Below are 22089 nucleotides of genomic sequence, written 5' to 3'. Positions count from 1 at the left end.
GGTTGCCCATGACTGCTCCACTTGAACCCCACCAAGCCGCCCGCCTGAGTGCCCTGGAACAGACCGTCCGCGACGGCCTGCGCGACTTTCGCCGGACCGGACAGGCCCTGAGCGAGATCCGCGACAACGGGTTTTACCGCACCACCCACGACAGCTTTGAGGCGTACCTGCAAAGCCGCTGGGGGTTCACTGGCCCGCAGGCCGGGCGCCTGATCGAGGCCGCCGACGTGGCGCGGGTACTCGAGCCGCTGGGCATCCAGCCCAGAACCGAGGCGCAGGCACGCAGCTTCCGGGCCGCCGCACGGCTGGTCACCGAGATGGAGCCCGAGCAGCAGCGCGTTGTGGCCCGGCTGGTCGAGGCCGCCGCGCCCGCACCAGACCCTGCCCATGAATCAGACGACGATCTGCCGTGGGAGGTCCCGGCCGCCGAGGTGCGGATCATGGCGAGCGTGGTCCGCAAGCTGGATGCCGACGCCACCGTTCACCATCCCGACAGCGGCGACGAGGTTCCGCTGGGCACGCTCAGCGCCCCCGAACGCTTCGAGGTCATCCGCACGCACGTGGACCAGAAAACCCAGGCCTACCGCGAGAAACAGGAGGCCAAAGCGAGCGCTCCCAGACCGGAAAACGTCAACTGGGGCGACTGGGTGCTGAACTACGCCGCGCAGCAGCTGGGGCCAGGACAGCGCCTGGAACTGGTGGTGGAACCCGACGGCAGCGGAGCGGCCCGCGCGGTGGCCCGCGTGGTGGACGGCAACACCGGCGAGGTGCTGGCAGCGGGCCAGGGAGCGGTGACCCTCAAGAAGGCGGCGCTGAACCTCGCGGCCGAGGTGCGGGGCTGACATTTGGGGCGGCAATGGGGAAAACGCCCCCGCCCCCACCACCTGCACCACAGTCCGGACCCACCACCACAGGCTCCCGCCGCAACGCTCCATCCCGAGTTCTCCGCTCAGGATGGAGCGTTGAGTTTGGAGGCGGGGAGGCGTAAAATCCTTCTTATTGAGAATCTTTCCTATTAAGATTCTTCCTCCCCCTTCTCAGACCTGCCAGGAGGCCTGCCCTTGACCACTTCTACCCGCGCCGATTTTGCCGCGCCGAAACAGCCCAGCCGCTTCAACCTCTCTCCACAGCTGCGTTTTGCTGTGACGATGACGGCCCTGACCCTGCTGGGCCTGCTCGTGGGTGTGGCGGGCCAGTATCTGCTGAACAGTCCAGCAGTGATGTGGGGCGGATACCTGCTCGCCTACCTCGCCGGAGGCATTCCCGCCGGGCGCGAGGCGCTGCACAGCCTGTTCGTGGAACGCAAGCTGGACGTGGATCTCCTGATGGTCCTTGCCGCGCTGGGGGCGGCGAGCATCGGACAGGCGGCAGACGGCGCCATTCTGCTGTTCCTGTTCAGCCTGAGCAACACCCTGCAGGACTGGGCCATGGGCCGCACCAAACAGGCCATCGGCGCCCTGATGAATCTGAATCCCGACGGAGCAACCGTGCGCCGCGACGGACGCGAACGCTGGTGCGAACTGAACGAGATCCGCATCGGAGACGTGCTGATCGTCAAGCCCGGTGAACGCATTGCCGCCGACGCCCGCGTCACCATCGGGCAAACTGCCGTGGACGAGTCGCCCATCACCGGCGAGAGCGTGCCCATCGACAAGGTGGTCGGCGCAGAACTCGCCTCGGGAACGGTCAACCTGAACGGCAGCGTGGAAGCCCAGGTGCTGCGTCCCGCCGGGGAAAGCACGCTGGCGCGGCTGGTCACGCTGATGGAGCAGGCCCAGACCGCCAAGAGCCGCACCGAGTCGCTGACCGAGCGCTGGGAAAGTCCGTACGCCACTGCCGTGCTGCTGCTGGTGCCCGCTGTGTTTGCGCTGCTGCGCTACGCTTTTGGGCTGTCGGTCGACGCCGCGTGGTACCGCGCCATGACCTTCATGGTGGTGGCCAGTCCCTGCGCGGTCGTTATCAGCACTCCCGCCGTGATGCTCAGCGCCATGGCGGCCGCGGCGCGTTCGGGCGTGCTGTTCAAGAGCAGCGCGGCCCTGGACACCCTGGCCCGCGTGCAAACCGTGGCCTTCGACAAGACCGGCACCCTGACCCAGGCCAAGATGACGGTCACCCGCTTTCTGGCCGACGATGAGCCGGGGACCCTCGCGCTGGCCGCCGGCCTGGAAAGCCACAGCGAACATCCCATCGCACAGGCCATCGTGGGCGCGGCGCGTGAGGCTGGAGTCTCTCCGGTGCCGGTGCGGGGCGCCCAGGCGGTACCCGGACTGGGCATCACGGCCACGCTGGACACGGGCGAGCGCGTCTGGGCCGGCAACCTGCGCCTGATGACGCGCGAGGGCGCGGCCCTGACCCCTGAGCAGCAGGCCGCGCTGGACGGGCTGAACGCGCAGGGCAGCAGCAGCGTGATCGTGGGCCTGGACACCCGGGTGGTGGGCGTGATGGGCGTGGCCGACACGCTGCGCCCCGGCATTGCCCAGGCCATCGCCGACCTGCGTGAGGCAGGGGTGGCCCACCCGGTGATGCTGACCGGCGACCGCCAGCAGGTTGCCCAGAGCGTGGCGCACGACATTGGCCTGACCGAGTACCGCGCCGAACTGCTGCCCGAGGACAAGCTGCGAATCATCGGGGAACTGCCGGGCCCGGTCGCCATGGTCGGCGACGGGGTAAACGACGCGCCCGCGCTGGCCCGCGCCGATCTGGGCATCGCCGTGGCGAGCGGCACCGACGTCGCCATCGAGAGCGCCGACGTGGTGCTGATGCAAAACGACCTGGGCCGGCTGGCGGGCGCAATCCGCCTGGCCCGGGACGCCCGGCGCACCGTGATCCTCAACCTGAGTTTTGCTTTCGGGGTCATCCTGATCGTTGCGCCGCTGGCGGTGGCCGGACAGATTCCGCTGCCGCTGGGCGTGGTCGCGCACGAGGGCGGCACGGTCTTTGTGGTGTTCATGGGCCTGCGCCTGCTCAGGCACCGGCTGTAGTCCGGACCCACGATCACCAAAGCCTTCTAAATCTGTCTCGCACCACAACCCGGCCTGCCCTGCCCTAGCCTGGGCTGACCAGATCAACCAAGGAGGTGCTCAGACCATGGGAGAAGGCAAACCCGACCGCAATGACGCCAACCACCCCGCCCAGGAAAACCACAGCCCGCAGGGCGGAACCAAGGACACCAACGACCTGAGTGACATCAAGGGCGTGCAGAAGACGGGAATGCAGGAAAAAGCCCGTCAGGCCGAGAACCTGCCCGAGAGCGTGATCGGCACGGACACCCTGAAAAACCCCAACCAGCGTTCGTAACGGCCCTCCGGGAGGTCCAGGCATGGCACAAGGCAAACCGCAGGGAGAAGCGCAGGACAACGTACCGCAGACGGCGGTCCAGACCAACGACAACTGGCAGACCGGGACGCTCAAGGACCCCAGCGACGGTGAGAAACAGGAGTACTGGGCGCAGGAGGGCGATGGGCAGGCGGGGGCCGGACGAACGACCTCCCAGGCCCAGCAGGTCGCCAGTACCCTTGACCCCCGGCCCGAGACGCAGGGCGGCGACGCGATCAACCCCCCCAGCTTCGGGGGCATGAAGGATGGCCTGCCGGCGAGCGGGGCCGCCGCCGACCCGCAGAAGACGGTGGACGGAGACGAGAAGACCTGAACGGCCGCACTTCACAGCTTCCTCCCCTCTGACAGAGACGCAGAAGATGGACCGTGCGGCCCGATCTGGGCCTGCCACGGTCCGTGTTTCGTGATCGCGGTGTACGGAGCGGACCCGACTCCTGGGTACGGGAGGACAGGCTCTTGTTTCTCCTGTTCCAGGCCGGGACTCCGGACCCCTAACCGAAATCCACGAGCACATGCTCCGCGCTGAACCCGGGGCCCATGGCACTGAGCAGGGCCTTGCCGCGCGGAGCCGCCTTCAGCACCTCCTGCAACACGAACAAGACGGTCGCGCTGCTCATGTTGCCGTAGGCCCGCAACACCCGGCGGCTGCTGTCCAGCGCGCCGGGCAGCAGGTCCAGCGCCTCCTCGTACGCGGCCAGCACCTTCACGCCGCCCGGGTGGACAACGAAGGTGCCCACCTCCTCCCGGTTCCAGCCGTGGGCCGCGAGGGCGTCGGTCACGTTCTGGCGCATCATGCGGCGCACCAGCGCCGGAATGTCGCGGCTGAAGCGGACCTTCAGGCCGTCGTCCACCACATCCCAGCCCATGATGTCCTCGCTGTTCTCGATCAGGGTGCTGCGCGCACCGCTCAGGGACAGCAGGGCGGGCGGACCGGGCACGTCCGCTGCGGTGACGACCAGGGCTGCCGCGCCGTCGGCGAACAGGGCCGTTCCCACGAAGTTGCTGCTTGACTCATCGCCCTTGACCAGCGTGAGGCTGCACAGTTCCACCGACACGTACAGCACCCGGCGAAAGCCCGCACGCACCAGATCGGCCGCCCGCGCCAGTCCGGCGGCTCCACCCGCACAGCCCAGCCCCCACACGGGCAGCCGTGCGGCGTGCCGGTTAAGTTTCAGCGCCTCGATCAGCCACGCGTCCAGGCTGGGCGTGCTTAGCCCGCTGGTGTTCACGACGATCACCGCGTCCACCTCGGCGGGAGCGACCCCCGCCTGCCGCAGGGCTTCGGCCCCCAGCCGGGTGATCAGCGCACGCGCCTCCTCAACGAAGACGGCATTCTTCTCGCCAAATCCCCGCGGCTGCAGGTACCACTCCAGCGGACGGGCCAGCGCCCGCACGTCAATCTGGGCGTTGGAGAACACGTCGAGCATCTGCGGCCGCGCCGCCATGCGCGGAAACAACGTGCGGGCCGCTTCCCTGAGCTGCCCCTGCGGAACATGGTGGGGAGGCGTGCCCGTGACCAGCGAGCGCACGACAGGCGGGCAGGAAGCAGAACTCATCGGGGCATTCTGCCGCGCGCGGGCCGGGAGAAACGTGCGGGAGGCCGGGAGGGATCTTCACCCCCGCCCGCGCCGCCCGGCTGTGCCCGGCTCAGGTCCGGTTCTTCTCCCATTCCTCCCGGCCGACCTCGTCCAGCTTCTGGAAGTCCTGATCGGTCAGGGTCAGGCCTGCGGCGGCCACATTCTCTTCCAGGTGCCGGACCTTGCCGGTTCCGGGAATGGGCAGCATCACCGGGCTGCGCTTGAGCACCCACGCCAGCGCCACCTGCGACGGCGAGGCGTTCAGGCGCCGGGCGACCTCGGCGAGCACGCTGCCGTCCTTGGCGAGGCTGCCCGCCGCCAGCGGGTACCACGGCAGAAAGCCGATGTTCTCGCGCTCACAGTAATCCAGCACGTCCTCGGACTTGCGGTTGACCAGGTTGTAGAGGTTCTGCACGGTAGCGACCGGAAAGACCTCGCGGGCGGCCTCGATCTCCTCGACATTGACCTCGCTGAGCCCGGCGTGACGGATCACGCCCTCGTCCATCAGTTCGCGGATGGCCCCGAACTGCTCATCACGCGGCACCTTCGGGTCAATGCGGTGCAGCTGCCACAGATCAATGCGCTCCACCCCCAGGCGGCGGCGGGACAGGTAGGCCTGCTGCTTGAGGTACTCGGGCCGGCCCACCGGCACCCACACATTGGGACCGGTGCGGGTCAGGCCGGCCTTGGTGGCGATCACCACGGTGTCGTAGGGGTGCAGCGCCTGATGAATCAACTCCTCGCTCACGGCAGGGCCGTAGCTGTCGGCAGTGTCGATCAGGTTGACGCCGAGTTCGGGCAGCCGCCGCAGGGTTTCGAGAGCACCCTCGGGATCGGCGGGATCGCCCCAGATTCCGTCCCCGGTCACGCGCATGGCGCCAAAGCCCAGGCGGTTGACCGAGAGGTCGCCGCCAATCTGGAAGGTGCCGCTGCGGGCGGCGTCGGGTGAAGCGTCGGTATGGGTCATCGGAAATTCCTCCGCCCTGGAGTCTGGCGTGTGGGCTGGTGGGCTGGATGGGCCGGGGTTGAGCGTGTCCAGAGACTCGCAGGGAGCTCAGTCCGCACGGATCTGCTCCCCGAACCCGGACGTGAATTCACCGGCCTCGGGCTGGGCACACGTCTCGCGGTACACGAACTGGGACAGCCGTTTGCGGTGGCGGCTGCTCCAGTCGATGCTCGGACGCGCTCCCTGCGGCGGCAGGTACCCCAGGCGGTAGACCGCCATCAGCTCCAAGTCGTCGGGCACGGCCAGCAGGTCCTTGAGGCTCTGCCAGTGCCGCGGAATCTCCATCGGCGTGCTGACAAACTGGATGCCCATGCCCAGCGCCCCCACCGCGTTCCAGATGTTCTCCATGGCCGCTCCCAGGCCAAAGACGCTGTAAAAGCCCGACAGTTCTCCGGGGCGGTACTCGGTCCGGTCCAGCAGCGCGGCGAGCAGCAGCGGACTGCCGGCCACCAGCCGGCGGTTGTCCTCGCCCAGTTTCCTGGGCACGCCCAGCTGCCGCATGACCCGCAGGCCCGCGTCGCTGAAGACCTGCCGGGTAAAGGGCTTGAGCGGGCCGGGCAGGTGGTCGATGTGAATGCCGTCGCGCTTTTCTTCCAGCTCGGCCTCCGAGAACCGGAAATACCGGCGGTAGCGCTCGAAGAACAGTCCCGCTTCAATGAGCTCGGTCATGCTCTGGCCCGCCAGTTCGGCCACCCGCCCGATGGTCTCGGGGTTCTCGATCAACACGAAGCGCCACGGCTGGCTGTTGAAGTGGCTGGGAGCAGCCTGGGCCACCCGCATCAGGGTGTGCTGGTCCTCGCGCCGGACCGGCCCCGGCAGAAAGGGACCGTTGGTCGTGCGCCGCGCGAGCATGCCCTCGATCAGCGGCAGGGGCTCAGGGAAAAGGGGGGTCATGGGGGCAGGCTAGCAGCACGGCTCCTACCACGCCGCCCACGCGCCCAGCCCGTAGGCCAGCGCACACCACAGCGCCAGCCGCCAGTGCCCGGCGCGGCCTGGACGGGTCCGCGGCATCAGCAGCAGCAGTCCCAGCGCGGGCAACAGCGCCCACCAGCGTCCGCCCGCCCAGCCGCTCAGGGCCAGGGCCACCAGTGTGCCCACGCAGACCCCGAAGAACAGCGCGTGGTGCGGAGCGCGCGAGGCGCCGGCCCGCCAGCCCAGCTGCAGCGACAGCCCCAGCAGACAGAGCAGCCCCAGCAGCGCCCCGGTCAGCAGCAGCGAGAGGTGGTGCGCGCCCATGCCCCGGATGTTCGCACATACACGCGGGCGGGTCCGGGCGTATGGTGGCGGGCGATGAGGGTCCACACTCCTTCCGTGCTGCTGGCCGCGCTGCTGCCCCTGGCCCTGGGAGCCTGCCGTCAGCCGGCGCAGGCCGGAGCCGCCGGGGAGCCATCCGAGGACCTGGTGTCGCGGGTTCTGTTCACCGCCACCGGTGCCTACGACGCCCAGGCCGACATGCGCGAGCGCATCCCCGGCAGCCTGCGCCGCGCCACCTGGACCACGCGCCCGCCGCTGCCCGCCCGGGAAATTGTGGTGCAGTACGACAGCGACGCCCGGCCCCTGGCGTGGTTCCTGCATTTTACGGCGCCGCAGTTCACCGCCCAGGATCTTGCGGGCGAGGGAGCCAGCACGGTTCAGACGCCGCAGGGGCAGGGCTGGCGACCGGCTCCCGGCACCCGCTTGGCCGACGTGCTGATTCTTCCGCTTCCGGGCGGGGACATGAACGTGCTGACCCGCGGGTATGTCACCCAGGCCGAGGCGGCGCTTCTCCCGGCGTTCCATCCGCGTTGAGGGTACCGGACCGGACCTGAGCCTCCCCGGGCTTCATCTTTCAATCAGGAAAGAAAGTGTTGCAGGTACTGCATTACCCGGGCACGGGCCTTACCGCACCGCATTCCGGCCCGCGTTCTTGGCCTCGTACATCGCCAGATCGGCGCGTCCGAACAGCTGATCGGGGGTGTCGTGGGCACCCCGGTAGGCGGCCACCCCGAAACTGGCCGTGACCCGCAGGTCGGCCAGCGGCTGCTCGCTGATCTCGCGGCGCAGTCGCTCGGCCACCGCCAGGGCGTCGGTCTTGGAAATGCCAGGCAGCAGCACGACGAATTCCTCGCCGCCCCAGCGGCCCACCAGCCCACCCGAGCCGCCCACGTTGCGCCGCAGCCGCTTGGCCACCGCCCGCAGCACGTCGTCCCCGGTGGCGTGTCCGTAACGGTCATTGACCGCCTTGAAGTGGTCGATGTCGGTGACGATCACGCTCATGGGCGTGTTGGACTCACGGGCAAAGCGCAGGGCGCGCTGCAGCTCTTCCTCGATTGCGCCGCGGCCATACACCTCAGTCACCGCGTCCAGCCGGGCAGCGCGCAGCTTTTCACGGTCCTGGGCGCTCATCAGCAGATTTCTCTCGGTAAAGCTCATGCTGACATAGGAGATAAAGCCGGTGACGACCAGCACCAGAATGACCGTGGTCCAGTCCGAGACGCGGGTGGCCGACTGCGGTCCCCCCAGAACCAGCGCCAGCAGCATCACCGAGATGATCAGGGCGCCCAGGCCGGCGCCCCAGCGCGACCCGAAGACCAGAAAACAGACCATGACCTCCAAGTTCAGCCACAGCCCCAGGTGCAGCGGCGGCAGGCCCAGCTCCACCAGCTTGGGTACCTCGAAGATCAGCGCCGTCAGATACCCGATAAAGGCTGCCAGCGAGATCTCCCGCAGCCGACTGGGAGCGGCCAGCAGGGTCAGTCCGCCACACACGGTAATCAGCGCCGCCCAGTATTTGGGGCCCTGCAAAGACTGCGGCAGGCCCCCAGGCGGACTGAACACGGTGGTCACCAGCACGTACAGCAGATAGGCCAGTCCAGCGGCGTACGCCACGTATCGCCGGCTGTTCTGGAGCCGCTGCTGAAGAGAACTGGTGAGTGTCCGCATGTACCCGGCCCATCCTAGCCACCCAAATCTGACAGAGACGTTGCAGCAGCACGTTTGTCCCGCGGCCCGCGGCGGCGCCCCCACAGCGCCGCCGCCGCCGCCCGACCCGGACGCCTGGACGCACCGCGGTTCCAGGCGTCCCAGCACGGCATCCGGTCCACCCAGCCCGGCAGCGACACGGACCTGACGTGCCCCGGCGGTGACCGGTCCCCCCCACCACCAGACCGCAAAGGTTAAGACCTTTCGACGTTAAGCGCTGTCCATCCGGTGTGCGGTCTTCCCATCCGCGGGGCGTACGTGTGAGGCGGCAATGAACAGGGCCCCGACCAGCATGCACCGGTCGGGGCCCTCAAAAGAGGCGGACGCTCAGCTGAGCAGTTCGCCTTCCGCGAAGAACAGACCCAGTTCGCGCTCGGCGCTCTCGGGGCTGTCGCTGCCGTGGGTGACGTTCTCGCCGGTGGTGGTGGCGAAGTCCGCACGGATGGTGCCGGGGGCCGCGTTGGCCGGGTTGGTGGCGCCCATCATGGCGCGCCAGCCCAGAATGGCGTTTTCGCCTTCCAGCGCGATGGCCACCACCGGACCGCCGGTGATGAAGTCCACCAGCTCGCCGAAGAAGGGGCGCTCCTTGTGTTCACCGTAGTGGGCCTCGGCGGTCTGGCGGGAAATCACCATCTGCTTGAGGCCCACCACACGGTAGCCCTTGCGCTGAAGGCGGGCGAGAATTTCAGGGGTCAGGCCGCGGCGCACGCCGTCGGGCTTGATCATGGCAAAAGTACGTTCCATACCGCCCGGGAGAATAGCAGGACCGGCCAGGGACAACGGGAGGGGTCGGGACACCACGCCGTCTGCCCTTCCCCCGGGCTGCCCCCGTACAATGGCCGCGTGACCCACCTCTCTCAATCTCGTCCATCCGGGGACGCGGCGCGCGTCGCGCTGATCGCCTGCGCGGTGGCCGCCGCCGGAATGCTGCTGTTTCCCCTGGCAGCGCTGGGCCGGGGCTTCAGTGCCGACGCCGTCCTGCTGCACCTCAGCGGCTCGGTTCTGAACCTGGCCTCCAACCAGCAAGCTCCCCTGCCCGCCACCGCCACGCCCCTGGCCCTGGGCTGGGCCACGCTCGCGCTGCTGGCCGTCACCCTCTTTGGGGCCGCGCGGCGCACCGGCTGGTTCTGGGTCTCCGGCCTGCTGACCTTCCTCATGGCAGTCACGGCGGTCGTGATGCTCGACGGCGCGCTGGCCCACCAGATCGAGCGTGTGGCGACCGACTCCACCCTGCGGGCAGGAGCGCGGCGGCAACTGCGCAACTTCTATGACGGCGGCGGCATGAACCTGGGTCTGTTCCTGCCCATGCTCGCGGGCCTGATCGCCACCGGGGCGGGGCTCAGCGCGCGGTCGTGGTGGCTCGACCGCTTCAACCGCATGCGCGGGCTGCTGGTCCCCATCTCGGCCATCACGCTGGCTGTGGTGGTGGGCGCGGTCGTGGTTCTCGCCGTGCAGCCCGCCGTCAATCCCACCGGCAAGGCGCTGACGCTGTGGGGCGGCTGGCTGGCCAAAAGCGACGTGGTGTATTTCGTGTATTCCACCCTGTTTGCTCCGATCACCCGCCTCTCGCCGCTGCTGTCCAGCCTCAAGCTGGCGACCCCGCTGATCTTCACCGGCCTGTCGGTGGCCTTCGCGTTCCGCACCGGTCTGTTCAACATCGGCGCGCCGGGGCAGCTTACCGCCGGGGCCATCGGGGCCATGCTCGTCGGGGTGTACGGCCCCGCCTCGCTGGGCTGGGCGCTGCTGCCGCTGTCGGTGATCGCGGCCGGAGCCGGCGGCGCGCTGTGGGGCGCGATTCCGGGCATCCTGAAGGCCCGCTTCGGCTCCAGCGAGGTCATCAACACCATCATGCTCAACTACGTCGCCTCGGCAATCTTCATCTTCATGATCGGCAGCGACTCGTTTCCGTTCCTGGGCCGCGACTACCCGCTGCCCTTCAAGGCCCCCGGCTTTGAAGCCAAGAGCGAGGAGCTGCAACAGGCCGCCCAGCTGCCCAGCCTGCTCGACGTGTTCAATGTGGGTGCGCCGGGCGGAGGGTACGTGCTGAGCATCGGCATCGTGGTTGCGCTGATTGCCTTCTTCGTGGCGCGCCCTCTTCTGAAGACGGTTCGCAACGGCGCCGTGATCGCGCTGGTGATTGCCGTGGTGTTCGGAGCACTGACGTGGCGCATCGGCGTGCCGGCCGACGTGGCCGGCAGCCGCCTGAACGGATCGTTCCTGATCGCACTGGCGTGCGTGGCGCTGTTCGGCACCCTGATGTGGCGCACCGCGACCGGCTACGCGCTGCGCGCAGTGGGCCTCTCGCCCAAGGCGGCCGAGTACGGCGGCATCAGCGTGGCGCGCGGCACCATCCTGGCCATGACGCTGGCGGGCATGTTCGCCGGGCTGGCCGGCACCCATTACGTCAACGGCGGCGCGCTCGACGAGTACCGCCTGAAAAGCAACATGCCGGTCAGCGTGGGCTTTGACGGCATCGCCGTGGCCCTGATGGGCCAGAACACTCCCACCGGGGTGGTACTTGCCAGCCTGCTGTTCGGCACGGTGGACACCGGCGGCGTGGACGTGGACCAGCAGCTCGAAGCCGTCAACAAGGACATCGTGACCGTACTCAAGGCCCTGATCGTACTGTTCATCGCCGCCGGGGGCTTCCTCAGCCGCCGCGTGGTCGATCCACCGCCACCGCAACTGGTCGCGGCCACAGACCGCACCGGAAAGGATGACGGCGGCAAGCTCTCGCCCGGCGAGGCCGCGCGGCAGGCGGGCACGCCCAACCCGAACGTGGGCTACAGCAGCGAAGAGAACACCCGTGAGGGAGGCAAATAATGGAAGGTCTGTTCGCACAACTGCTGACCGCCGCCTTCCTGGCGACCTTTATCCGCAGCGTGGTGCCGCTGCTGCTCACCGCCCTGGGCGGCCTGTTCAGCGAGCGCAGCGGCGTGGTCAACATCGCCCTGGACGGCCTGATCATCTTCGGGGCGCTGGGCGGGGCCGTGATCACCAAGGTCCTTGAGCCCACCCTGGGCCCGGTGTCGCCGTGGTTCGGCTGGCTGGGGGGCGCCCTGGTCGGCGGCATCATCGCGTGGATTCACGCGGTCGTCAGCATCAAGTACCGCGCCGATCAGGTCATCAGCGGCACCGCCATCAACCTGCTCGCCTCGGGCGTGCCGCCGGTTATCCTGACTGCGCTGTACGGCAGCTCCACCGAGAGCCCCAAGGTCGAGACCGCCCTGCCGCTGTGGGGTGTGGGCGAGCTGCGCTTCTCGCCGCCGGTGTACTTCGCCTTCCTGGTGGTGGCGGTCACGTGGTACGTGCTGTACCGCACGCCCTACGGCCTGCGCCTGCGCGCCACCGGAGAGCAGCCCGGCGCGGCGGCGAGCATGGGCATCAACGTCCGGCGCATGCGCTACAGCGCCGTGATCCTCTCGGGTGTGCTGGCCGGCACGGCGGGCGTGTTCCTGAGCATCGGCAACCTGGACTCGTACGTGCGCAACATCAGTGCGGGGGGCGGCTTCATTGCGCTGGCCGCCCTGATCTTCGGGCAGTGGAAACCGCTGGGCGTGCTGGGCGCCACCGTGCTGTTCGGCTTTCTGCAGGCGCTGTCCATCGCGCTGGGGGGCACCAACCTGCTGCCGCCCACGCTGGTCACGGCCCTGCCGTACCTGATCACCATCCTGGCCCTGATCTTCACCGGACGCAGCCGTGCGCCGCGCGCCCTGGGCCGCCCCTATGACGGCTAAGGAATGCCTGCGAACACCTTGACCTTGGGGAGCCGGTGACCTCCCGGATGACGCAACGCGCTGAAGAGGAGGCCGGGGGCCAGTGAGCTTTGGCGAGATTCTGCGGCACACCCGGGAGGCGCAGGGCCTGACCCTGCGCGAGGTGGCCCTGAGCACCAACATTCGCCGGGACTACCTGCAGGCCCTGGAAGACGAACAGACCGAGCTGCTGCCCGAGCGCACCTACGCCCGCGCCTACCTGCAGCGCTACGCCCGTGAACTGAACCTGGACCCCTCTCCCCTGCTGGGGGCCTTTGACCGGGCCCACCTGAGCGGCACGGATGCTGCCCTCGGTGCCGCCGACCAGTGGCCCATGACCCTGCCGGAGGACCCGTCCGCGACCGCGCCCTCCCCCTGGGACGGCGGGCGCGGGGTCATCGTCGCCGTGTTGGTGGCGCTGCTGGTGCTGGTGGGGGGACTGCTGTACCGCAGCCGAGCCCCCGCCAGCGTGACTCTCACGCCGTCCGTCCCCACTGCCCCGGTCCAGCCGGACCCGGCCCCCTCCGTGGCTCCAGCGGACCCGGCAGACTCCCCGCAGGGCGCGGTGCGGCTCTCGGTCCGCAGCGTGCCGGGCGGCGCGCGGGTCTACCTGGACAACCGCAACCTGGGACCAAGCCCGGTGCTTGCCTTTCCGGTAGACGCCCGCTCCCAGGCCGAGCTGCGGGTGGAGGCGGCCGGATACGTCCCGTTGCGGCAGACCATCGCCCTGAACCGCAGCCGCAACCTGCGTGCCGATCTGGCACCCTCGGGGGGAAGCAGCCGCTTAACCGATCTGGATACCGGGGAGCAGATTCTTCCGGCCCCGGCCGTTCCGTGATGGGCCGCCGCACAGCGGCCCTTTATCCCTCATTGTGAACACGCACCGCCGCCGCCGGGTGACGTACAGTGAGGCGCAGTGAATCCCAACGGCCTGCCTCCCGATCCTCCTGTGGCCCCCGGCGCCGCGCCACGCACCCAGGCCAGCATTCAGGACACACCCAGTCCCCTGTCGGCCCGTCCGTCCCTGAGCACCCTGGGTCCCCGCGAACCCAACGCCTTCGCGTACCTGTGGCGCAATCCCTGGGTCCGCGCGGCGGCGTTTCTGCTGGTCTTTTACCTGGCCTTCCGGCTTTACGGAAAGATCCACACCGTCGTGGTGGATTTTCTGGTCGCCTTCCTGATCGCCTACCTCGCCAATCCGCTGCTCAACTGGTTGCAGCGCGGGCGGGTCAAACGCGGCCTGGGCGTGTTCTTCGTGTTCCTGATTTTCCTGGGCATCTTTGGGCTGGCGGGATTGCTGCTCGTCACGGTCTCGGCCCAGCTGATCAACCTGTTCCAGAAACTTCCGAATCAGATTGGCACGCTGGGTGACATCCTGGACCGCATGACAGTCTGGCTGACCGACCGGGGCATCACCGGCCTGACCAACACCCGCGAACAGATCATCACAGCCGCCCAGAATTACTTTCAGAACCTCGGGGACAACCTCGTGCCGCTGCTCCAGAACGCCCTGAACTCCACCGGAACCCTGTTCAACAGCGTCCTGCAGATCGGTGGGGTGGTGGGTCAGGTGGTGCTGATCTTGCTGCTGAGCATCTACCTGATGGCCGATTACAGCCGCGTGAACGCCACCCTGCTGGGCATCTTCCCGCGCCCGTGGCAGCCCCGCGTCCTGGAGTTCAGCAGCCTGATGGGCACGGCAGTGGGCGGCTACGTGCGCGGACAGCTGCTGATCGCGCTGTTCATCGGCGTGTTCGTGTGGCTGGGCCTGACCCTGATCGGCATTCCCAGCGCGGCCGCCATCGGCTTTCTGGCCGGGGCCTTCAACATCGTGCCGTACCTGGGGCCGATCATCGGGGCCACGCCCGCCATCCTGCTGGCGCTGACCATGCCCAACGTGCTGCTGACGGTCATTCTGGTGATCGTGGTGTTCGTGACCGCCAACCAGATCGAGGGCAACTTCCTCAGCCCCTACATCCTCAGCCGCACCACCGACCTGCATCCGGTCACGGTGCTGGTGGCCATTCTGGTCGGGGTGGCGTTGCTCGGCTTCGTGGGAGCGCTGCTCGCCGTGCCCGTGGTGGCCCTGGGCAAGCTGGCCCTGCAGAAGTACTACTATCCCAGCCGCATCTACACCGAAGGGCCCTGAGCGCGGCTGGGGTACAGGGGGGGGCCAAGAACGGAACGGCCCCCCTCTCCTCTGGCCCTGCGCGTGCCCCTCAGTCGCCGGCTTCCAGCAGTTCCACCTGCCGCCCGTCCGGGTCGAGCACAAAGGCCATGTCGCGGCCGCTGGGGCTGGGGGTCAGGTCGCGGCTGATGGTCACGCCTGCCTCCCGCAGGGCGGGCAGAATCTCCCGCAGGCCCGTCACGAACACGGCGATGTGCTCGGCCCAGTGGGCGTGGGGGCGGGGCGGCTCACCCGCGATCTGGAAGAATTGCAGCCGCCCGTCTCCCAGCCGAATCACGCCGCGCCGGTGGCCCTCGGCGGTGGTCAGGCGTTTCTCGGTCACGCCGCCCAGCCGTTCATAGAAGGCAAGGACGGCCTCCAGATCAGCCGTCAGGAAGGAAACGTGCTTGAGCATGGCCGCAGGGTAGCGCCTGGGCGCCTGGGCGCCTGCGTGGGGGCGTGGAGGCGCGGCCAGGGTGCCCATTGGGCCCCGCCCAACAGAGCCCAATCCGAGGCCCAAAACAAAAAACCCGCCCTTCGCGGACGGTGATAAGGAAAATATAGCGTGGTATGCAGACGCTGTCAACCGCCGCCGCCCTCCCGGAAAAACCCCGTGTGGGCCGCATTTTTCATAAGGACTTCGGCCCTAGGCTTATGCAATGACCATCCTCCCGACCGTGGGTTCGGGCCTGACCGATCGTTCGGGGCAAACCGTCCCCCCCACACGGTGGAATAGTACGTCTCATGGAATACCGCAACTTGAGAGGAACGGACCTGACGGTCAGCGCCGTGGGCTTTGGCGTGTGGACGGTGGGCACGACGTGGTGGGGCGTCAAGGACGAGCAGATGGGCAAGCGCCTGCTGCGCGAGGCCTTCGAGCGCGGCGTGACCTACTTCGACAATGCCGATACCTACGCCTCGGGCCGCGCCGAGGAACTCCAGCGTGAGGCGCTGGGCGACGTGCGCGACCAGATCGTGATCGGCACCAAGTTCGGCTACAACATCTACACCCATCCCGAGCGCCCGGGCCAGCAGGAGCGCCCGCATGACTGGTCGCCGGCCTACCTGCGCAGGGCACTGGAGGGCAGCCTCAAGCGCCTGGGAACCGACTACATCGACTATTACCAGCTGCACAACCCGCGCATGGACGCCCTTCAGGCCGATGACCTGTGGGCCGAATTGGACCGGCTCAAGGCCGAGGGGCTGATCCGCGCCTACGGCACCGCGCTGGGACCGGCCCTGAACGAGCGGCAGATCGAGGAAGGCATTGCCTCGGTCCGCGACCGCCGCGCCCCCACCCAGATCATCTACAACCTGCTCGAACAGGTGCTGGGCGAACAGATCCTGCCGGTGGCCGAGGAGGTGGGCGTGGGCGTGGTGGCCCGCGTGCCGCACGCCTCCGGCCTGCTGGAGGGCTACATGACCCTGAACACCGAGTTCGAGCCCGGCGACCACCGCAACTGGCGCATGACCACCAACGCCCGCCGCAAGGCCTGGATGGAGGACGGCCTGAAGAAGGTCGAGGACCTGCAGCCGTTCGTCAGCGGGCGCACCATCGGCCAGCTGGCCCTGCAGTTCGCACTGCGCTCCCCGGCCATGGCGAGCGTGCTGCCCAACATCTACGATGAGAAGGGACTGCGCGAATACGCCGCCGCCTTTGACGCCGCTCCCCTGACCAACGACGAGTATGCGGCCATCCAGACGCTGTACCGCGACAATTTCGGGCTGACGCACGACCTGCGCGGTCAGGAGGTGGCGCGATGAGCCGCCCCGAAAACGAACAGCCAGCCCCCGCCACCCCCCCGGCCGGCCGCCCCACCGGAGCGCCGGGCGGACGGCCCAAGATGATGGTGGACCTTGACCCCAGCGGGCAGGTCACCGGGCGGGAACCCGACCGTGCCAACCGGCAGTTTCTGAACTACGCCTTCTTCAAGCTCGACCCGGCCTTCCGCCGCCTGCCCGCCGGGGAACGCGCCGAGATCCGCGCCGAGTTTCTGGCCGCCGCCGAGGGCTGGGTCAGCGACGCTCCGGCCGAGAAGGGCCTGATCCAGCGCCCGTACTCGCTGGTCGGCGTGCGTGGCGACGTGGATTTCATGCTGTGGCGCATCGCCTTTGACGTGCGCGAGTTCCAGGAAGCCCAAGGCCGCCTGAACCGCACCCGGCTGATGGGCTACCTGACCCAGCCGTACAACTTCGTGTCCATGAACAAGCGCAGCCAGTATGTCAACCGTGTGGAGGGCAGTGGGCACGGCCTGGAAATCCTGCCCGGCCAGGGCCAGTATCTGTTTATCTACCCCTTCGTAAAGACGCGGGCGTGGTACGACCTGACCCCGCACAGCCGCCAGGGCATGATGGACGAGCACATCCACGCCAGCGTGCCGTTCAAGGGCGTGCGCATCAATACCTCGTACAGCTACGGCATCGACGATCAGGAGTTCGTGGTGTCCTTCGACTCGGACCACCCGCAGGAATTCGTGGACCTCGTCCACCGCCTGCGCTACACCGAGGCGAGCATGTACACCCTGCAGGACACGCCGATGTTCACCTGCGTGAAAAAGGAACTGGCAGGCGTGCTCGAAGACCTGGGGTAAGGCTCAACTTTCCAGGCACGACCCGGGGGCCGGGGGGACAACATTCTCCCCCCGGCCCCCCTTTGAACACCCGCGCTTTCGCCTCCGACCTATGGAAAATTACGGAACGGACTGGAAGCCGCCCAGCACAAAGTCATAGGCCTGTTTGGCGGCGTTGTAATTGGCCTCGAAGGTGGTTGGATAGCGGGTGGCCTGGACGGGCGCAGCGGGGACCGGCAGCGTGAAGGACGTCTTGCGTTCCAGCGCGGCCCGGGTGACCATGGGTTCCACGAAAATAAAATCGCCTCCGTAGTAGCCCGCGATCATCACCTGATCGAAGATCCCGTCCTTCAGTTCGCCGGGAGCCTTGAATTCGGTGACGGGCAGGCTGTGGTAGCCCATCCCGGGCACACAGAACTCCTTGGCCGGTGCGCCAGGAGGCACCGGGGGTACCCAGCCGGCGGGCACCTTCGCGGGATCGCTCTGGGTGGGGTCGGTGCAGTCAATGGCCTGGACCTGCGCCTTGGTCCGGGCGTGGTAATGAATGTCAAAGTGGGGGGCGCCGTAGCGTCCCACCGGATCGTGTCCCTGAGGCATGTAGTCCAGCGACAGGAAATTGATAAAGGTCGTGTCCTGCGCCACCTTTGGAAAACTCAGGGCGCTGATCTGGGGCGGGCCAGCCGCCGGCGCGTTGTTGACGGCCTGCATGGGCAGCGTGAAGCCCAGGGCGCTGACCTGCCCCTCGGCATTCAGCTTGGCCCAGGTGGTGACAGTGCTTCCGTTCAGGGTGCCGCTCTCGCCGTACACGGTGCGCGCTCCCCCGGCCCCGCCCAGAGCAGCGCAGCTGCCCAGAAGGCTGGCCCCCAGCAACATGCCGACGCCTGCCGTGACGACCTGCCAACGTCCGAGATCTTTCATGACTCCTCCCGACCTGGTATGGGTCTCAAGCCTGACCGCGTATGGAGGGTGTCTGTGCGAAATCGACAGGCAGAGCCGGGGTGACAGGCTATGCGGGAAATCCTTTCCCTGCTCCGCTTCACTTCGACGGTTCTGCCCTTTGTGCACGAATATCGCGGCTTACGTATCGAGACAACGCGTATTCAAGCTTTGTAAAAAAAGATACAATATATTCCGACCTGTAAAGGAAAAGCGAATCACATTCATTGGCCTGCCCGCTTGTTTGCAGGCCATGAACACCGCGCTAGCCCTCCACCCCGTCCAGGCTCGCGATCCCGTGTTTGAGGGCGTACAGCGCCGCCTGCGTCCGGCTTTCCAGGCCCAGCTTGCTCAGCAGCCGGGACACGTGCGTTTTCACGGTGGCCTCGCTGACCCCTTGATCGGCGGCGATGTCGCGGTTGCTGTGGCCGCGCGCGATCAGCTGCAGCACGATGGTTTCCTTGGGGGTCAGGGTCTCGCGCATCTCGGCGCCGCGGAAGTCGCGGACCAGCCGGCGGGCCGCTTCCGGATGCAGCCGGACCTCTCCACGCGCGGCGGCGTGGATGGCGTCGGCCAGCGTGTCGGAGGAGGCGTCCTTGAGCATGTACGAGATCGCCCCGGCCTCAATGGCCCCGTTGACCTTGTGCTCTTCCAGGGTGCTGGTCAGGGCGATGACCTCGGTTTCGGGCAGGGCGCGGCGCAGCGCCCGGGTCGCCGTGATGCCGTCCATCACGGGCATCATCAGGTCCATGACCACCACGTCGGGTTTCAGGCGTCCGGCCTCCGTCAGGGCCTCCTCGCCGTTGCCCGCCTCGCCCACCACCTCAATATCGGGGTCGAGGCCCAAGAACAGACGCAGGCCCTGACGCACGACGGCATGGTCATCGACGAGCAGAACGCGAACACAGGGGGACGACGTGGTATGGGGGGACATGTAGGGGCCTCCTTCAGGGGGTGGAATCCAGGGTGAAATTTCCGCTGGGCGCGTCAACGAACACGTCCAGATCGGGGGCGGTGGCGGGGGGCAGGCCGCGGGGCAGGCTCACGGTGTCGCGGTCGGTAAAGCGCACGCGCAGGCGCAGGCCCGCCGGCACCCGCAGGGTCACGTCGCCCCCCTGGGTGCGGACGTCGAGGTTGCCCCGCGTGCCGGGGCGGGCCGTCACGGTCACGTCACCGCTGGCGGTGGTCAGGGCGGCGCGTGGGACCTTGGCAGGCAGGATCAGGTCAATGTCGCCGCTGGCGGTGCCCAGCCCCAGCGTGCCGACGCTGGCCCCGGCGAGATTCAGCACCTGATGTCCACTGACGCTGTTGACGCGCAGCGCCTCGGGAGCCGCGCCGCGCGCCGCCGTGACGCGGATGTTCCCCGAGGTGCTCACCAAGGCCGCCGGTCCAGCGGTCCGGCCCGGAAGCGTGATGGTCTGATCGCCGCTGACGCTGCGGAGGTTCAGGCCACGCAGCGTCAGCGCGGACAGGTCCAGGGTCTGGTCCCCGCTGACGGTCCGCGCACCCAGGGTCAGGGGCACGGCGCGCGACAGCTGCAGGGCAATAACGTGCTGCACCGGTTCGGGACCGCTGACGATCATGCCGGGGCGGTCGGTGGGCTGCACCGTGAGTGCCAGCGTGACCTTGACCTGCCGCCCCACGCGCTCGCTGCGGAGCTCCACAGGGTTTCTTTCCCGGTGGGTCACGTGGCCTCCCACGAGCAGAGGACTTCCGGCAGGCAGGGAGTCCACCAGGACACTGGAGCGGTCCCCGCTGACCTGCAGCGTACCCGCCGCCGCCAGGTCGGAAGGCTGCGGGCCATCGAGCCCCACGCGGACCGGGGTGGTCGTGGTGCCCATGCCCGGGGTGGGCCGGACCTCCGCGCCCTGCCAGGTCAGCACCCCGCCCAGGCCCGCCAGTCCCAGACCCAGCGCCATGCGCGCCAGCACCGGCAGCAGCGGCCGGGGCGGCGGATGCACGGTCACGCGTCCACCGGCACGGTCCGGGCGGCGGGCAGCCGCAGGGTGACGCAGGTTCCCTCGCCGGGAGCGCTCCGGACCGTGAGGGTGCCGCCCGCCCCCGCGGCCCGCTCGCGCATGCTGCGCTGGCCCAGGGTGCCGCGCCCGCGCGCGCCGGGATCAAAGCCGCGCCCGTCGTCCCGTACGGTCAGGACAACCTCAGCCTTCTCCTCCAGCACCTCCAGCCACACCTCGTGCGCGCGGGCGTGCTTGACCACGTTGTGCAGCGCTTCCTGGGCCACGCGGTAGGCGGCGGCCTGGGTATCGGGGGTCAGCGCCGGCTCGTGGCGCAGCCGGGCGTGCACTGTCAGGCCATGACGGGCCTCCAGCGCGTGGGCATGCTGGGTGAGCGCGGCGACCAGCCCACCTTCCTCCAGCGCGTCGGGACGCAGGCTGAACAGCAGCGCCTTCATCTCCGAGACGCCGCCCTCAGCGAGCCGGATGGTGTAGTCCAGGCTGGCGCGGGTGCGTTCGGTGTCCCGGTCCAGCGTGGCCCGGGCGGTCTTGGCCCCCAGCGTGATGCCGTACAGCGCCTGGGCCACCGAGTCGTGCAGCTCGCGGGCCAGCCGGGCACGTTCCTGTTCGCCGGCCCGCGCCCCGGCCCGCTCAATCAATTCGGCAGCGTGCAGGGCCGTGCCCGCGTGGTCGGCGATGCTCAGAAGAAAGGCCAGTTCATCGCCCCCGGGACGGGTGCCGCCGGGGTACAGGGCGCGCAGGGTACCGCCCTCCAGCGTGCCCGCCGACGCGGGCAGCGTGACCGGCAGGGTGGCCAGCGTCTGGCCGTCGCCGGCCACGCGCACGTCCGCCTCGCCCTGGGCCGGCACGCGGTCCAGCGCCCCCAACAGCCCCGGACCGGGCGGGCCGCTGACGGCGCGCACGCGGCCCTCGGGCGTGACGAGGGCCACCGCCAGCGCAGTGCTCGCCGCGTGGGCCTGGGCCACCAGATCGGTCAGGGTGGCGTCCAGATCATCGCCCAGAGCCACCCGCCCCGCTGCGCGGCGCAGCGCCACCACCTCGCGCCGGGCGGCTTGGTCGCCGGCATCGCGGGCGAGCAGCGCCACCGCCAGCCGGGTCCACATGCGGCCCATCAGGTTCAGGACCCCCGCCGACACCAGCAGGCCGCCCAGCCCCAGCAGCACCAGCCCGAAGACCGACAGCGTGCCGGGCACCAGCGTCCAGTCGCCGAACACCACCGGAAAATCCTGCGGATACAGCGACCACAGCGGCGCGCTCAGCCCGAGCAGCGTCCCCCCCAGCAGCCCGGTCATCACCACCCAGCACACCAGCGCCAGCGGAAACTGCACCACATGGAACAGCAGCGTGCGGTACGTGGTCGGATCAGCCAGGGTGGTGCGCAGCCAGTCCAGCACCCCCCGGTAGCTGGGCGGCAGCGCGGGCTGGGCAAAAGACACCCCAAGCACCGACGCCAGTGCCCGCTGCATGTCGCCCAGGGCCCCCACCAGCCACAGCGACCCGACCAGCAGGGCCGCGCCCACCAGCAGCGCCAGGGTCAGCAGGCCGCCCACCACGCCGCCGGTCAGCAGCGCCGCCACGAAGCCGCCTACCGGCAGCGCCAGCAGGATGTACAGCGCTGCGCGGTACGTGCGGGCGTCCAGCAGGTCGGCCAGCACGCCCCCACGCCGGTCCTCCTGCTCCCGCCGGTCTTCCACACGCACCATCATGCGACGAAGCTAGCGTCAGGGACCGCGGGGCATCGTCCGCCGAAAGGGGGAAGGGACCGGGTGAACAGAGCACGAGCAGGAGGCCGGCACGGCGGCAGC

22 protein-coding genes are annotated in these 22089 nt (G+C 68.7%); 11 read left to right on the top strand and 11 right to left on the bottom strand.

Translation table 11 applies throughout. The annotated features are described in order from the left end of the window. Window positions 1-8 precede the first annotated feature (8 nt). The 4 genes from IEY21_RS05620 (at window position 9) to IEY21_RS05605 (ending at window position 3649) form a co-directional block, all read left to right on the top strand. Window positions 9-842: a hypothetical protein gene (locus IEY21_RS05620; RefSeq protein ID WP_188902224.1), complete on the top strand. Its 834-nt coding sequence runs from the start codon at window positions 9-11 to the stop codon at window positions 840-842. A gap of 219 nt (window positions 843-1061) precedes the next feature. Next, complete coding sequence (locus IEY21_RS05615; RefSeq protein ID WP_229752914.1) at window positions 1062-2981, top strand: heavy metal translocating P-type ATPase; 1920 nt, start codon at window positions 1062-1064, stop codon at window positions 2979-2981. A 106-nt stretch (window positions 2982-3087) separates the two neighbouring features. After that, the gene (locus tag IEY21_RS05610) at window positions 3088-3297 is read left to right on the top strand and encodes a hypothetical protein (RefSeq protein WP_188902222.1); all 210 of its coding nucleotides are present in this window, start codon (window positions 3088-3090) and stop codon (window positions 3295-3297) included. Between the two features lie 22 nt (window positions 3298-3319). Continuing rightward, the gene (locus IEY21_RS05605) at window positions 3320-3649 is read left to right on the top strand and encodes a hypothetical protein (RefSeq protein ID WP_188902221.1); all 330 of its coding nucleotides are present in this window, start codon (window positions 3320-3322) and stop codon (window positions 3647-3649) included. Window positions 3650-3827: 178 nt separating this feature from the next. Here IEY21_RS05605 and IEY21_RS05600 read toward each other — a convergent pair whose 3' ends face one another. The 4 genes from IEY21_RS05600 to IEY21_RS05585 all read right to left on the bottom strand — a co-directional run bounded on the left by IEY21_RS05600 (window position 3828) and on the right by IEY21_RS05585 (window position 7155). Further along, a complete protein-coding gene (locus IEY21_RS05600) occupies window positions 3828-4892 on the bottom strand; it encodes a type III polyketide synthase (RefSeq protein WP_188902219.1) in 1065 nt (354 codons plus the stop codon). 91 nt (window positions 4893-4983) lie between these two features. Next, entirely contained in the window at window positions 4984-5880 is an 897-nt protein-coding gene (locus tag IEY21_RS05595; protein ID WP_188902216.1) for an aldo/keto reductase, read from the bottom strand. Between the two features lie 87 nt (window positions 5881-5967). Next, window positions 5968-6813, bottom strand: coding sequence for a nitroreductase family protein (locus tag IEY21_RS05590; protein ID WP_229752913.1), 846 nt, complete (start codon window positions 6811-6813; stop codon window positions 5968-5970). Window positions 6814-6837: 24 nt separating this feature from the next. After that, window positions 6838-7155 carry a hypothetical protein gene (locus tag IEY21_RS05585; RefSeq protein WP_188902214.1) on the bottom strand — a complete coding sequence of 106 codons (318 nt, stop codon included), beginning with the start codon at window positions 7153-7155 and terminating at the stop codon, window positions 6838-6840. Between the two features lie 75 nt (window positions 7156-7230). Between IEY21_RS05585 and IEY21_RS05580 the strand changes: the two genes are divergently transcribed. After that, window positions 7231-7707, top strand: a complete 477-nt coding sequence (locus IEY21_RS05580) for a hypothetical protein (RefSeq protein ID WP_229752911.1) — start codon at window positions 7231-7233, stop codon at window positions 7705-7707. A 90-nt stretch (window positions 7708-7797) separates the two neighbouring features. On the opposite strand, the gene IEY21_RS05575 is transcribed toward IEY21_RS05580, so the two are convergent. Both IEY21_RS05575 and ndk read right to left on the bottom strand, forming a co-directional pair. After that, the gene (locus IEY21_RS05575; protein ID WP_229752910.1) at window positions 7798-8841 is read right to left on the bottom strand and encodes a GGDEF domain-containing protein; all 1044 of its coding nucleotides are present in this window, start codon (window positions 8839-8841) and stop codon (window positions 7798-7800) included. Window positions 8842-9207: 366 nt separating this feature from the next. After that, window positions 9208-9624, bottom strand: coding sequence for a nucleoside-diphosphate kinase (gene ndk / locus IEY21_RS05570; protein ID WP_188902212.1), 417 nt, complete (start codon window positions 9622-9624; stop codon window positions 9208-9210). 99 nt (window positions 9625-9723) lie between these two features. Here ndk and IEY21_RS05565 point away from each other — a divergent pair, with 99 nt between their 5' ends. From IEY21_RS05565 to IEY21_RS05550, 4 genes are all read left to right on the top strand, one after another. Continuing rightward, window positions 9724-11703: an ABC transporter permease gene (locus tag IEY21_RS05565; protein WP_229752909.1), complete on the top strand. Its 1980-nt coding sequence runs from the start codon at window positions 9724-9726 to the stop codon at window positions 11701-11703. Continuing rightward, window positions 11703-12617, top strand: a complete 915-nt coding sequence (locus IEY21_RS05560) for an ABC transporter permease (RefSeq protein ID WP_188902210.1) — start codon at window positions 11703-11705, stop codon at window positions 12615-12617. Before IEY21_RS05565 ends, IEY21_RS05560 begins: the two co-directional genes overlap by 1 nt. Before the next feature lie 82 nt (window positions 12618-12699). Continuing rightward, a complete protein-coding gene (locus IEY21_RS05555) occupies window positions 12700-13473 on the top strand; it encodes a helix-turn-helix domain-containing protein (RefSeq protein ID WP_188902208.1) in 774 nt (257 codons plus the stop codon). Window positions 13474-13668: 195 nt separating this feature from the next. Next, window positions 13669-14784 (top strand): AI-2E family transporter, encoded by a 1116-nt coding sequence (locus IEY21_RS05550; RefSeq protein WP_188902413.1) that lies wholly within the window; start codon window positions 13669-13671, stop codon window positions 14782-14784. A 70-nt stretch (window positions 14785-14854) separates the two neighbouring features. Here the strand turns inward: IEY21_RS05550 and IEY21_RS05545 are convergent, their stop codons facing one another. Continuing rightward, window positions 14855-15217 carry a VOC family protein gene (locus IEY21_RS05545; RefSeq protein ID WP_188902206.1) on the bottom strand — a complete coding sequence of 121 codons (363 nt, stop codon included), beginning with the start codon at window positions 15215-15217 and terminating at the stop codon, window positions 14855-14857. Window positions 15218-15546: 329 nt separating this feature from the next. On the opposite strand from IEY21_RS05545, the gene IEY21_RS05540 reads away from it, so the two are divergent. Next, window positions 15547-16566 (top strand): aldo/keto reductase, encoded by a 1020-nt coding sequence (locus IEY21_RS05540; RefSeq protein WP_188902204.1) that lies wholly within the window; start codon window positions 15547-15549, stop codon window positions 16564-16566. Between the two features lie 80 nt (window positions 16567-16646). Then, window positions 16647-17393 (top strand): chlorite dismutase family protein, encoded by a 747-nt coding sequence (locus tag IEY21_RS05535; protein ID WP_188902411.1) that lies wholly within the window; start codon window positions 16647-16649, stop codon window positions 17391-17393. Between the two features lie 99 nt (window positions 17394-17492). Here IEY21_RS05535 and IEY21_RS05530 read toward each other — a convergent pair whose 3' ends face one another. From IEY21_RS05530 to IEY21_RS05515, 4 genes are all read right to left on the bottom strand, one after another. After that, on the bottom strand, window positions 17493-18290 hold the full coding sequence (locus tag IEY21_RS05530; protein WP_188902202.1) for a cytochrome C: 798 nt from the start codon (window positions 18288-18290) through the stop codon (window positions 17493-17495). Window positions 18291-18573: 283 nt separating this feature from the next. Next, window positions 18574-19242 (bottom strand): response regulator, encoded by a 669-nt coding sequence (locus tag IEY21_RS05525; RefSeq protein WP_188902200.1) that lies wholly within the window; start codon window positions 19240-19242, stop codon window positions 18574-18576. Between the two features lie 13 nt (window positions 19243-19255). Then, window positions 19256-20275 carry a DUF4097 family beta strand repeat-containing protein gene (locus IEY21_RS05520; RefSeq protein ID WP_229752908.1) on the bottom strand — a complete coding sequence of 340 codons (1020 nt, stop codon included), beginning with the start codon at window positions 20273-20275 and terminating at the stop codon, window positions 19256-19258. Further along, window positions 20272-21990 carry a sensor histidine kinase gene (locus IEY21_RS05515; RefSeq protein ID WP_188902198.1) on the bottom strand — a complete coding sequence of 573 codons (1719 nt, stop codon included), beginning with the start codon at window positions 21988-21990 and terminating at the stop codon, window positions 20272-20274. Before IEY21_RS05515 ends, IEY21_RS05520 begins: the two co-directional genes overlap by 4 nt. Between the last annotated feature and the right edge of the window lie 99 nt (window positions 21991-22089).

The organism is Deinococcus aerophilus (assembly GCF_014647075.1).
Classification (GTDB): Bacteria; Deinococcota; Deinococci; order Deinococcales; family Deinococcaceae; genus Deinococcus; species Deinococcus aerophilus.
This window is presented reverse-complemented; position numbering and strand designations above follow the sequence as displayed.

Bases quoted from the DNA above. Each gene is read 5' to 3' on its own strand.
- IEY21_RS05620 (WP_188902224.1), top strand. From the start codon at position 9: ATGACTGCTCCACTTGAACCCCACCAAGCCGCCCGCCTGAGTGCCCTG.
- IEY21_RS05610 (WP_188902222.1), top strand. From the start codon at position 3,088: ATGGGAGAAGGCAAACCCGACCGCAATGACGCCAACCACCCCGCCCAG.
- IEY21_RS05605 (WP_188902221.1), top strand. From the start codon at position 3,320: ATGGCACAAGGCAAACCGCAGGGAGAAGCGCAGGACAACGTACCGCAG.
- IEY21_RS05600 (WP_188902219.1), bottom strand. From the start codon at position 4,892: ATGAGTTCTGCTTCCTGCCCGCCTGTCGTGCGCTCGCTGGTCACGGGC.
- IEY21_RS05595 (WP_188902216.1), bottom strand. From the start codon at position 5,880: ATGACCCATACCGACGCTTCACCCGACGCCGCCCGCAGCGGCACCTTC.
- IEY21_RS05590 (WP_229752913.1), bottom strand. From the start codon at position 6,813: ATGACCCCCCTTTTCCCTGAGCCCCTGCCGCTGATCGAGGGCATGCTC.
- IEY21_RS05585 (WP_188902214.1), bottom strand. From the start codon at position 7,155: ATGGGCGCGCACCACCTCTCGCTGCTGCTGACCGGGGCGCTGCTGGGG.
- IEY21_RS05575 (WP_229752910.1), bottom strand. From the start codon at position 8,841: ATGCGGACACTCACCAGTTCTCTTCAGCAGCGGCTCCAGAACAGCCGG.
- ndk (WP_188902212.1), bottom strand. From the start codon at position 9,624: ATGGAACGTACTTTTGCCATGATCAAGCCCGACGGCGTGCGCCGCGGC.
- IEY21_RS05560 (WP_188902210.1), top strand. From the start codon at position 11,703: ATGGAAGGTCTGTTCGCACAACTGCTGACCGCCGCCTTCCTGGCGACC.
- IEY21_RS05545 (WP_188902206.1), bottom strand. From the start codon at position 15,217: ATGCTCAAGCACGTTTCCTTCCTGACGGCTGATCTGGAGGCCGTCCTT.
- IEY21_RS05540 (WP_188902204.1), top strand. From the start codon at position 15,547: ATGGAATACCGCAACTTGAGAGGAACGGACCTGACGGTCAGCGCCGTG.
- IEY21_RS05535 (WP_188902411.1), top strand. From the start codon at position 16,647: ATGATGGTGGACCTTGACCCCAGCGGGCAGGTCACCGGGCGGGAACCC.
- IEY21_RS05530 (WP_188902202.1), bottom strand. From the start codon at position 18,290: ATGAAAGATCTCGGACGTTGGCAGGTCGTCACGGCAGGCGTCGGCATG.
- IEY21_RS05525 (WP_188902200.1), bottom strand. From the start codon at position 19,242: ATGTCCCCCCATACCACGTCGTCCCCCTGTGTTCGCGTTCTGCTCGTC.
- IEY21_RS05515 (WP_188902198.1), bottom strand. From the start codon at position 21,990: ATGATGGTGCGTGTGGAAGACCGGCGGGAGCAGGAGGACCGGCGTGGG.